We start from the raw sequence: 10668 nt of genomic DNA, 5'->3' as shown, positions 1-10668 counted from the left end.
CAGGCCCTGAAACTGCTCGCCGACGAGCAGATCATCGAAAGTATTCAGGGCAGCGGCTCTTATGTAAAAAAAGAGGAGCGCGTCAATTACGATATTTATCAGCTCACCGGCTTTTACGAAAAGCTGGCGGATCGTCATGTCGATACGCACAGTGATGTCAAAATATTTGAAGTGGTGAAAGCCGATGCGCGGCTGGCGGCAACATTAGCGGTTGGCGTGGAAGATAAGGTCTGGCACGTTAAGCGCGTGCGTTTCATCAAGCAGAAGCCGGTGAACCTGGAGGAGACATGGATGCCGCTGGCCATGTTTCCCGACCTCACCTGGGAAGTGATGGAGAATTCGAAATACCACTACGTTGAGCAGATCAAAAAGCTGGTTATCGATCGCAGCGAGCAGGAGCTGATGCCGATCATGCCGTCAGAGGAGGCGATCGCCGCGCTGTCGCTCGATCCGGCAAAGCCGATCCTGGAAAAAGTCTCCCGCGGGTTCCTGAAAGACGGACGGGTGTTTGAATACAGCCGCAACGTGTTCAATACCGACGACTACAAGTTCACTCTCGTCGCCAGACGCAGGCAATAAAAAAGGCCGCTTTACAGCGGCCAACCATGTCGAAACGGACATTTTTATACTTCATCGCTCCCCGTTCGGGGAGCAGAGAGGACTTACTTAATGATGGATTTCAGTGCTTCGCCGATATCCGCCAGGCTGCGAACGGTCTTCACGCCTGCGGCTTCCAGCGCAGCAAACTTCTCATCAGCCGTACCTTTACCGCCGGCGATGATCGCGCCCGCGTGGCCCATACGCTTGCCTTTCGGCGCGGTCACGCCCGCGATGTAACCGACAACAGGCTTGGTTACGTGTTCTTTGATATAAGCAGCCGCTTCTTCTTCCGCGCTACCGCCGATCTCACCGATCATCACGATCGCTTCGGTCTGAGGATCTTCCTGGAACAGCTTCAGGATGTCGATGAAGTTAGATCCCGGGATTGGGTCACCGCCGATGCCCACGCAGGTGGACTGGCCGAAGCCGTAGTCGGTGGTCTGCTTAACCGCTTCATAGGTCAGGGTACCGGAACGGGAAACGATGCCCACTTTGCCCGGCTTGTGAATGTGGCCAGGCATGATGCCGATTTTGCATTCGCCCGGAGTGATCACGCCTGGGCAGTTCGGGCCGATCATGCGCACGCCTGCTTCGTCCAGCTTCACCTTCACGGTCAGCATATCCAGGGTCGGGATGCCTTCGGTGATGGTGATGATCAGCTTGATGCCTGCGTCGATCGCTTCCAGAATGGAGTCTTTGCAGAACGGTGCCGGAACGTAGATCACGGTCGCGGTTGCGCCCGTCGCTTCTACCGCTTCACGCACGGTGTTGAACACCGGCAGGCCCAGGTGCGTGGTGCCGCCTTTACCTGGCGTTACGCCGCCAACCATCTGCGTGCCGTAGGCAATCGCCTGTTCGGAGTGGAAAGTCCCCTGGCTACCGGTGAAGCCCTGGCAGATAACCTTGGTATCTTTATTAATTAAAACTGACATTATTTCCCCTCCACTGCGGCAACAACCTGCTGAGCTGCATCCGTCAGACTTTTCGCTGCAATAATATTCAGGCCGCTGTCAGCCAGTTTTTTCGCGCCGAGTTCAGCGTTGTTACCTTCCAGACGCACAACCACCGGAACGTTAACACCCACTTCTTCTACCGCACCGATGATGCCGTCAGCAATCAGGTCGCAACGGACGATGCCGCCGAAGATGTTAACCAGTACCGCTTTAACGTTGTCGTCAGAGAGGATGATTTTGAACGCTTCGGTTACGCGCTCTTTGGTTGCGCCACCGCCCACGTCAAGGAAGTTCGCCGGCTCACCGCCGTGCAGCTTAACGATGTCCATGGTGCCCATCGCCAGGCCCGCACCGTTAACCATGCAGCCGATGTTGCCATCCAGCGCCACGTAGTTCAGCTCCCACTGAGCAGCCTGTGCTTCACGCGGGTCTTCCTGGGACTGGTCGCGCATTTCACGCAGATCCGGCTGGCGGAACAGCGCGTTGCCGTCAGCGCCCAGCTTGCCGTCGAGGCAGATCAGGTCGCCCTGGGTGGTGATCACCAGCGGGTTGATCTCGATCAGCGCCAGATCGCGCTCAAGGAAGATAGTCGCCAGGCCCATGAAGATCTTGGTGAACTGCTGAACCAGTTTGCCTTCCAGACCCAGCTTGAACGCCAGCTCGCGACCCTGATAAGGCATTGGGCCCGCCAGCGGATCGATAGCCACTTTGTGGATCAGGTGTGGGGTCTCTTCCGCCACTTTTTCAATTTCCACGCCGCCTTCGGTAGACGCCATGAACACCACGCGACGGGAGCTACGGTCAACCACCGCGCCCAGGTACAGCTCTTTCGCGATGTCGGTCGCCGCTTCGACCAGGATCTGGTTAACCGGCTGGCCGTTCGCATCTGTCTGGTAGGTCACCAGACGCTTGCCGAGCCAATGTTCAGCAAACGCACGAATCTCTTCTTTGCTCTTAACAACCTTCACACCGCCCGCTTTACCACGGCCACCAGCGTGAACCTGACATTTAACTACCCACGGGCCGGAACCGATTTTAGATGCGGCTTCTTCTGCTTCACGCGGGGTAGTACAGGCATAACCCACCGGAGCCGGTAAGCCATACCGGGCAAACAGCTGTTTGGCCTGATATTCATGTAAGTTCATGTGTTCTATCCATCCTTCAGGGTAATCGTTATCTTCAAACCTGTAGACCGGCGCAGCGTGTGCCGGTCCACGGGGCAGGTGATGCTAAATCGTTACTAGACGTCCAGCAGCAGACGCGTTGGATCTTCCAGCAGCTCTTTAATAGCTACCAGGAAGCCCACGGACTCGCGGCCGTCGATCAGGCGGTGGTCGTAAGAGAGCGCCAGGTACATCATCGGCAGGATCTCAACTTTACCGTCAACCGCCATCGGGCGATCTTTAATGGCATGCATACCCAGGATCGCGCTCTGCGGCGGGTTAATGATCGGGGTAGACATCAGCGAGCCGAATACGCCGCCGTTGGTAATGGTGAAGTTACCGCCGGTCAGATCGTCTACGGTCAGCTTGCCGTCGCGGCCTTTCACGGCCAGCTCTTTGATTTTCTTCTCGATGTCAGCCATACCCAGGGTATCCACATCACGCAGAACCGGGGTCACCAGGCCGCGTGGGGTAGAAACCGCCATGCTGACGTCGAAGTAGTTGTGGTAAACCACGTCATCGCCATCGATAGACGCGTTCACTTCCGGGTAGCGTTTCAGCGCTTCAACCACCGCCTTCACGTAGAAGGACATAAAGCCCAGACGGATACCGTGACGTTTTTCAAACGCGTCACCGTACTGCTTACGCAGGTCCATAATTGGCTTCATGTTCACTTCGTTGAAGGTGGTCAGCATCGCGGTGGAGTTTTTCGCTTCCAGCAGACGCTCGGCGACGCGCTTGCGCAGGCGGGTCATCGGTACGCGTTTTTCGCTGCGGGCCCCCAGAGCAGGCTGAGCTGCCGGCGCGGCCACAGGGGCTTTCGCTTCCGCCTGAGCAGGCGCTTTCGCCAGGTGCTTGTCGATGTCTTCGCGGGTCAGGCGGCCACCCACACCGGTGCCTTTGATGGCTGCCGGGTCAAGGCTGTGTTCAGCCAGCAGGCGACGGATCGCCGGGCTGAGGGCGTCGTTAGACTGTTCTTCCAGAGAAGCCTGCTGGCGCTGAGCCGGCGTAGAGGCTTTCTCTTCAGACTTCGCGCTGGACTCTTTGCCCGCGCTGTTGCCTTCACGCAGGCGCCCCAGGATCTGACGAGAGGTGACGGTGGTGCCTTCATCTTCCAGCACCGCGTCCAGAACGCCATCCGCCGAAGCCGGTACTTCCAGTACCACTTTGTCAGTTTCGATTTCTACCAGCACTTCATCGCGCTTAACGGCATCGCCTGGTTTTTTGTGCCAGGTAGCGACGGTCGCATCTGCTACGGATTCAGGCAGGTCGGGAACAAGAATATCTACGCTACTCATTATGTATCCTTTAATTAATCGACGTTCAGCGCGTCATTGACCAGATCTTGTTGCTGCTTCTGGTGAACGGACATATACCCTACCGCCGGAGAGGCGGAGGCCGGGCGACCTGCATAGCGCAGGGCTGACCCAAATGGAATCACTTCACGGAAATGATGCTGGCTGCAGTACCATGCGCCCTGGTTGAGCGGCTCTTCCTGGCACCAGACAAAATCATGTACGTGAGCGTACTGTTTCAGCACTTCCTGCATCGCCTGATGCGGGAACGGATAAAGCTGTTCGATACGCACGATGGCGACATCTTTCTGATCGTTCTTGCGGCGCTGTTCCAGCAGGTCGTAATAAACCTTACCAGAACACATCACCACACGCTTCACGGCCTGCGGATCCAGCTCGTCAATTTCACCGATGGCTGGCAGGAAGGTGCCGTTCGCCAGCTCTTCCAGGCTGGAGACCGCCAGCGGGTGACGCAGCAGGGATTTCGGCGACATCACCACCAGCGGACGGCGCATACCGCGCAGCGCCTGACGACGCAGCATGTGGTACACCTGAGCCGGGGTGGACGGCACGCAGACCTGCATGTTCTGCTCGGCGCAGAGTTGCAGATAACGTTCCAGACGCGCGGAGGAGTGCTCCGGACCCTGGCCTTCATAACCGTGCGGCAGGAGCATCACCAGGCCACACATGCGGCCCCACTTCTGCTCGCCGGAGGAGATGAACTGGTCGATAACGACCTGCGCACCGTTGGCGAAGTCGCCGAACTGCGCTTCCCAGATGGTCAGGGTGCGCGGTTCCGCAGTGGCGTAGCCGTATTCGAATGCCAGGACCGCTTCTTCAGACAGCACGGAGTCCCAGACCTTGAACTGGCCCTGACCGTTATGCACGTGCTGCAGCGGAGTGTAGGTTGAACCGTTAGACTGGTTGTGAACCACTGCGTGACGGTGGAAGAAGGTCCCACGGCCCGCATCTTCACCGGACAGACGAACAGGGATCCCTTCGTCAACCAGCGTTGCGTAGGCCAGCGTTTCCGCCCCGCCCCAGTCGAACAGCTTCTCGCCTGCCGCCATGGACTGACGGTCGGCGTAGATTTTCGCCACGCGAGACTGCATCTCGATAGCGTCCGGCACGGTGCTGATGCGTTTAGCCAGCTCCTGCAGGCGCTTCATCTCAACCTTGTTCGGGTAGCTCTCATCCCACTCGTGGTTGAGGTACGGCGACCAGGTAAAGGAGTGCATGTTCATCGGACGCAGCTCTTTCACCACGCATTCACCCGCGTCCAGCGCATCGCGGTAGAGGTTGACCATTTCGGTCGCATCTTCCAGCGTCGCCACCTTGTCGCTTTCCAGCTTGTCAGCATAGATTTTGCGCGGGGTCGGGTGTTTTTTGATTTTCTGGTACATCAGCGGCTGGGTTGCACTTGGCTCATCCGCTTCGTTGTGGCCGTGACGGCGGTAGCAGAAGAGGTCAATGAACACATCGCGCTTAAAGGTATTACGGAAGTCCAGCGCCAGACGGGTCACGAAAGCCACGGCTTCCGGGTCATCCGCGTTAACGTGGAAGATCGGCGCCTGTACCATCTTACCGATGTCGGTGCAGTACGGGGTAGAACGGGCATCCAGCGGGTTAGAGGTGGTGAAGCCCACCTGGTTGTTGATCACGATGCGAACGGTACCGCCCACTTCATAACCACGCGCTTTCGACATGTTCAGGGTTTCCTGAACCACGCCCTGCCCTGTGACCGCCGCATCACCGTGAATGGTGATTGGCAGCACTTTATTGCTGCTCGGCTCGTCCAGACGATCCAGACGCGCGCGCACGGAACCGATAACCACCGGGCTGACGATTTCCAGGTGTGACGGGTTAAACGCCAGCGCCAGGTGAACCAGACCGCCTTCGGTTTCGATATCTGACGAGAAGCCCATGTGGTACTTCACGTCGCCGGTGCCGAGGTGTTCTTTATGTTTGCCCGCGAATTCGTCGAACAGGTCCTGCGGTTTTTTACCCAGCACGTTGACCAGCACGTTCAGACGACCACGGTGCGCCATGCCGAGCACCACTTCACGGGTGCCGCTCTTGCCTGCGTGGCGAATCAGCTCTTTCAGCATCGGCACCAGCGCGTCGCCGCCTTCCAGCGAGAAGCGTTTTGCGCCCGGGAACTTCGCGCCCAGATAGCGCTCAAGCCCTTCCGCTGCGGTCAGTTCGCTGAGGAAGCGTTTCTTCTCGTCGGCCGAGAAGGTCGCGTGGCCCGCTACGGATTCGATGCGCTGCTGGATCCAGCGTTTCTCTTCGGTAGAGGTAATGTGCATATATTCCGCGCCGATGGAGCCGCAGTAGGTTTGCTTGAGCGCGTCAATCAGATCGCCCAGCTTCATCGTGTCTTTGCCGATGGCAAAGGAACCTACGTTAAAGCTTTCCTGGAAATCGGCCTCGGTCAGATCGTGATACGCCGGATCGAGATCGGCCACACGGTCTTGTTTCCACAGTCCCAGCGGATCGAGATTCGCATGCTGGTGACCGCGGAAGCGATAAGCGTTGATAAGCTGCAGGACTTTAACCTGCTTCGCATTGGTGTCAGGGTCGGAAATCGCAGAAGAGTAACGTGAGGCATCCTTCGCCAGACGACGGAAATAATCACGTGTTTTGGAATGGAATTGATCCGGTTTGACCCCTGTACCAGGCAACTGCTGGAACATGGAACGCCAGTTTGCGTCCACTGAGTCAGGATCGGTTAAGAAGTCTTCATAGAGCTGTTCTATCCAGCTCTGGTTGGCACCAGAGAGGTAAGAAGAGTCCAGCCAGGCTTTCATTGCGCCGTTCTGCATCGTGATCCCTTAAGCATTTTTATGCTTACTTTCGCCGTAGAAACTACCACGCACACCGCGTGTACGTGCCGGGGTTCACCTGCGAGCTCTTTTCATTTGGCCCGCGAAGGAACCTTTAGAAACTGTCTAGACTTCAGGGCAGTTTTTAAAGGTTTCTGCAATTTATTCCCTCTCCCTTTGGGAGAGGGTTAGGGTGAGGGGAACAGCGCTCCCCTCTCACTACTTACGCACTGCGCTGCAGCAGCATCGACTTAATATGGCCGATGGCGCGCGTCGGGTTCAGCCCCTTCGGACACACACTGACGCAGTTCATGATGCTATGGCAGCGGAATACGCTGAAAGCGTCACTTAATCCTTCCAGACGGCTGTCGGTTTCGGTGTCGCGGCTGTCGATAAGGAAGCGATAGGCAGCCAGCAGACCCGCAGGGCCGATAAACTTGTCCGGGTTCCACCAGAACGACGGGCAGGACGTTGAACAGCATGCGCAGAGAATACACTCGTACAGACCATCGAGTTTTTCACGCTGCTCAGGAGACTGTAAGTGCTCGCGAGCGGGTGGATTTTGCCCATTATTCAATAAGTAAGGCTTAATCTTCTCATATTGTGCATAGAATTGCCCCATGTCTACCACCAAATCACGCACGACCGGCAGGCCTGGCAGAGGACGGATAACAATTTTCTGACCAGGACGCTGCAGCGCTGAAATTGGCGTGATGCAGGCCAGGCCGTTTTTGCCGTTCATGTTCACACCGTCAGAGCCACATACCCCTTCACGGCAGGAGCGGCGGAACGACAGCGTAGGATCTTTCTCTTTCAGCTGGATTAAGGCATCCAGCAGCATCATGTCACGACCTTCTTCCGCTTCGAGGGTGTAGTCCTGCATGCGCGGAGCGTCATCAACATCCGGGTTATAACGATAAACTGAGAATTCGAGTTTCATTATCCTGTCTCCGCATTAGTAAGTACGAATCTTCGGCGGGAACGCCGGACGCAGTTTCGGTTCCATGTTGACGTTACGACGCGTCATGGTTTCCGACTCTGGCAGATACAGGGAATGGCACAGCCAGTTTTCATCGTCACGATCCGGGAAGTCGAAGCGGCTATGGGCGCCACGGCTTTCGGTACGGAAGTTTGCCGACATCGCGGTTGCGAATGCGGTTTCCATCAGGTTATCCAGCTCCAGGCACTCAACGCGCTGGGTGTTGAACTCGCTGGAGGTGTCGTCCAGACGGGCATTTTTCAGACGCTCGCGGATCGCCTTCAGCTGCTCAAGGCCTTTGGCCATCGCATCGCCTTCGCGGAATACCGAGAAGTTGTGCTGCATGCACTCCTGCAGCGCTTTACGAATTTCCACCGGATCTTCGCCGTTACGGTTACCGTTCCAGCGGTTGAGGCGTTCAAGAGAGGCGTCGATTTCGTCGTCGGTTGCATCACGCAGCGCGCCCTGCTCGGCAATGGACTCCTGCAGATGCAGACCCACCGCACGACCAAATACCACCAGGTCCAGCAGCGAGTTGCCGCCCAGACGGTTGGCGCCGTGTACGGATACGCAGGCGATTTCGCCTACCGCGAACAGGCCAGGAATGACCACGTCTTCGCCCTGCTCGTTCACGGTCAGCGCCTGACCGGTCACTTTGGTCGGAATACCGCCCATCATATAGTGGCAGGTTGGGATAACCGGGATCGGCTCTTTCACCGGATCGACGTGCGCAAAAGTACGGGACAGTTCCAGGATGCCCGGCAGACGGGATTCCAGCACTTCTTTACCCAGATGGTCGAGCTTCAGCTTCGCGTGTGGACCCCATGGGCCATCGCAGCCGCGGCCTTCACGGATTTCGATCATGATGGAACGCGCCACCACGTCACGACCCGCCAGGTCTTTCGCATTCGGGGCATAACGCTCCATGAAGCGCTCGCCGTGTTTGTTCAGCAGGTAGCCACCTTCACCGCGGCAGCCTTCGGTGACCAGCACGCCCGCACCGGCGATACCGGTTGGGTGGAACTGCCACATCTCCATGTCCTGCACCGGTACGCCGGCGCGAATAGCCATACCGACACCGTCACCGGTGTTGATATGGGCGTTGGTGGTGGATTGGTAAATACGGCCTGCACCGCCGGTCGCCAGCACGGTCGCGCGGGCTTTGAAGTAAACCACTTCACCGGTTTCGATGCACAGTGCAGTACAGCCAACAATTGCGCCATCGGCGTTTTTCACCAGATCCAGCGCATACCACTCGGAGAAGATGGTGGTGTGGTTTTTCAGGTTCTGCTGATACAGGGTGTGCAGCAGCGCGTGACCAGTACGGTCAGCCGCCGCCGCGGTACGTGCCGCCTGCTCGCCGCCGAAGTTTTTCGACTGGCCGCCAAACGGACGCTGATAGATGGTGCCATTTTCCAGACGGGAGAACGGCAGACCCATATGGTCCAGCTCCAGAATCGCTTCCGGGCCGGTTTTACACATATATTCGATGGCATCCTGGTCGCCGATGTAATCGGAACCTTTTACCGTGTCGTACATGTGCCATTCCCAGTTATCTTCATGGGAGTTACCCAGCGCAACGGTAATACCGCCCTGCGCGGACACAGTGTGGGAACGGGTCGGGAACACTTTAGAGAGCAGCGCACAGGTCTGGCCGCTCTGGGAAATTTGCAGTGCGGCGCGCATACCTGCGCCACCCGCACCAATCACAACAGCATCAAATTCTCTGACTGGCAGTTTCATTACACACCCCACACCACAACAAATCCATAAATGACGTAAACCAGCAGCGCAACAACAATAATCAGTTGCAGCGGAAGGCGAATCGCCAGCGGTTTAACGTAATCGGTCAATACCTGCCACATGCCGATCCAGGCATGAATAAGGATGGAGAACAGGGCCAGCAGGGTGAACACTTTGGTGAAGGCCGATCCGAAGAAACCACTCCAGATTTCCCACGTCAGCGTGCCGCTGGTCGCGAAGAAACCGATCATATAGATGATGTAAAGCGTGAGAACGATGGCGGTAGCACGGACCAGAATGAAGTCATGTACGCCGTTGCGTCCTAATGCGGAGGCGTTGCTTACCATACGAGAACTCCTGCGAGAAGTGAAAGCACGACAGTGATCACAAATGAAATGTTCGCGGTACGTTTCCCGGCCTCGAACGTCTCTTCCAGATAGCCAAAGTCCATCAGCATGTGGCGTACGCCGCCAACAACGTGATAGGCCAGCGCGGTGAGAATGCCCCACATGATAAATTTCACGAAGAAGCTATTCATGATGGCCGAGGCCTGGAGGAATCCTTCAGGGGAAGAGAGGCTGGTGCCCAGTAACCACAGCAAAATACCGACCGCCACAAACGTAATCACACCAGAAACACGGTGCAGAATGGACGCTATTGCTGTTACGGGGAACCGGATCGTTTTGAGATCCAGATTGACAGGTCTTTGTTTTTTCACATTTCTTATCATGAATAACGCCCACATGCTGTTCTTATTGTTTCCTTCCTCCGGACTGCGATGCGGGTCAAGCAGCGTTCCTTTTCTATAACTGCGCGTCATGCAAAACATTGCTTCCAAATGCTAAAACGACACGTTACAACGCTGGGTGGCTCGGGATTGCAGGGTGTTCCGGAGACCTGGCGGCAGTATAGGCCGTTCACAAAATCATTACAATTAACCTACATACAGTTTGTTGGGTTTTCTCTGGAACAGTGATCAGGGTCACGATAACAACATCTTTTTAATTTTTAATCATCTGATTTGACAAATGTTAAACAATATTGTTACAAACGTCATCAGAAAAGGCATATAATGCGCAAAAGTTATGAGGTCTCTCTTTCACCTGACAA

General features: G+C 56.4%; 9 protein-coding genes. 1 reads left to right on the top strand and 8 read right to left on the bottom strand.

Annotation, left to right across the window (positions count from 1 at the left end):
• The coding region (locus IM265_RS04040) for a GntR family transcriptional regulator (protein ID WP_226839309.1) at window positions 1-579 on the top strand (579 nt) is incomplete at its 5' end.
• 83 nt (window positions 580-662) lie between these two features.
• Here IM265_RS04040 and sucD read toward each other — a convergent pair.
• From sucD to sdhC, 8 genes are all read right to left on the bottom strand, one after another.
• A complete protein-coding gene (gene sucD / locus IM265_RS04035) occupies window positions 663-1532 on the bottom strand; it encodes a succinate--CoA ligase subunit alpha (RefSeq protein WP_008501094.1) in 870 nt (289 codons plus the stop codon).
• Entirely contained in the window at window positions 1532-2698 is a 1167-nt protein-coding gene (sucC, locus tag IM265_RS04030) for an ADP-forming succinate--CoA ligase subunit beta (RefSeq protein WP_006809579.1), read from the bottom strand. Before sucC ends, sucD begins: the two co-directional genes overlap by 1 nt.
• 95 nt (window positions 2699-2793) lie before the next feature.
• Window positions 2794-4014 carry a 2-oxoglutarate dehydrogenase complex dihydrolipoyllysine-residue succinyltransferase gene (gene odhB, locus IM265_RS04025; protein WP_047367747.1) on the bottom strand — a complete coding sequence of 407 codons (1221 nt, stop codon included), beginning with the start codon at window positions 4012-4014 and terminating at the stop codon, window positions 2794-2796.
• Window positions 4015-4028: 14 nt separating this feature from the next.
• Window positions 4029-6836, bottom strand: coding sequence for a 2-oxoglutarate dehydrogenase E1 component (sucA, locus tag IM265_RS04020; protein WP_028012380.1), 2808 nt, complete (start codon window positions 6834-6836; stop codon window positions 4029-4031).
• A 223-nt stretch (window positions 6837-7059) separates the two neighbouring features.
• On the bottom strand, window positions 7060-7776 hold the full coding sequence (gene sdhB / locus IM265_RS04015; RefSeq protein ID WP_008501090.1) for a succinate dehydrogenase iron-sulfur subunit SdhB: 717 nt from the start codon (window positions 7774-7776) through the stop codon (window positions 7060-7062).
• A 15-nt stretch (window positions 7777-7791) separates the two neighbouring features.
• Entirely contained in the window at window positions 7792-9558 is a 1767-nt protein-coding gene (gene sdhA / locus IM265_RS04010; protein WP_041910764.1) for a succinate dehydrogenase flavoprotein subunit, read from the bottom strand.
• The gene (gene sdhD, locus IM265_RS04005) at window positions 9558-9905 is read right to left on the bottom strand and encodes a succinate dehydrogenase membrane anchor subunit (protein ID WP_003858621.1); all 348 of its coding nucleotides are present in this window, start codon (window positions 9903-9905) and stop codon (window positions 9558-9560) included. The genes sdhA and sdhD overlap by 1 nt, the downstream gene beginning before the upstream one ends.
• Window positions 9899-10303 carry a succinate dehydrogenase cytochrome b556 subunit gene (gene sdhC / locus IM265_RS04000; protein ID WP_026080740.1) on the bottom strand — a complete coding sequence of 135 codons (405 nt, stop codon included), beginning with the start codon at window positions 10301-10303 and terminating at the stop codon, window positions 9899-9901. The genes sdhD and sdhC overlap by 7 nt, the downstream gene beginning before the upstream one ends.
• Window positions 10304-10668 lie beyond the last annotated feature (365 nt).

This window comes from Enterobacter cloacae complex sp. P17RS (assembly GCF_014895885.1).
In the GTDB taxonomy this organism is placed as follows: Bacteria; Pseudomonadota; Gammaproteobacteria; order Enterobacterales; family Enterobacteriaceae; genus Enterobacter; species Enterobacter bugandensis.
The sequence above is the reverse complement of the archived record's forward strand: the minus strand, read 5'-3'. Positions and strand labels throughout refer to the sequence as shown.

What these genes read in the sequence shown, in the direction of transcription:
- sucD (WP_008501094.1), bottom strand. Translation starts at nt 1,532, where the DNA reads ATGTCAGTTTTAATTAATAAAGATACCAAGGTTATCTGCCAGGGCTTC.
- sucC (WP_006809579.1), bottom strand. Translation starts at nt 2,698, where the DNA reads ATGAACTTACATGAATATCAGGCCAAACAGCTGTTTGCCCGGTATGGC.
- odhB (WP_047367747.1), bottom strand. Translation starts at nt 4,014, where the DNA reads ATGAGTAGCGTAGATATTCTTGTTCCCGACCTGCCTGAATCCGTAGCA.
- sucA (WP_028012380.1), bottom strand. Translation starts at nt 6,836, where the DNA reads ATGCAGAACGGCGCAATGAAAGCCTGGCTGGACTCTTCTTACCTCTCT.
- sdhB (WP_008501090.1), bottom strand. Translation starts at nt 7,776, where the DNA reads ATGAAACTCGAATTCTCAGTTTATCGTTATAACCCGGATGTTGATGAC.
- sdhA (WP_041910764.1), bottom strand. Translation starts at nt 9,558, where the DNA reads ATGAAACTGCCAGTCAGAGAATTTGATGCTGTTGTGATTGGTGCGGGT.
- sdhD (WP_003858621.1), bottom strand. Translation starts at nt 9,905, where the DNA reads ATGGTAAGCAACGCCTCCGCATTAGGACGCAACGGCGTACATGACTTC.
- sdhC (WP_026080740.1), bottom strand. Translation starts at nt 10,303, where the DNA reads ATGTGGGCGTTATTCATGATAAGAAATGTGAAAAAACAAAGACCTGTC.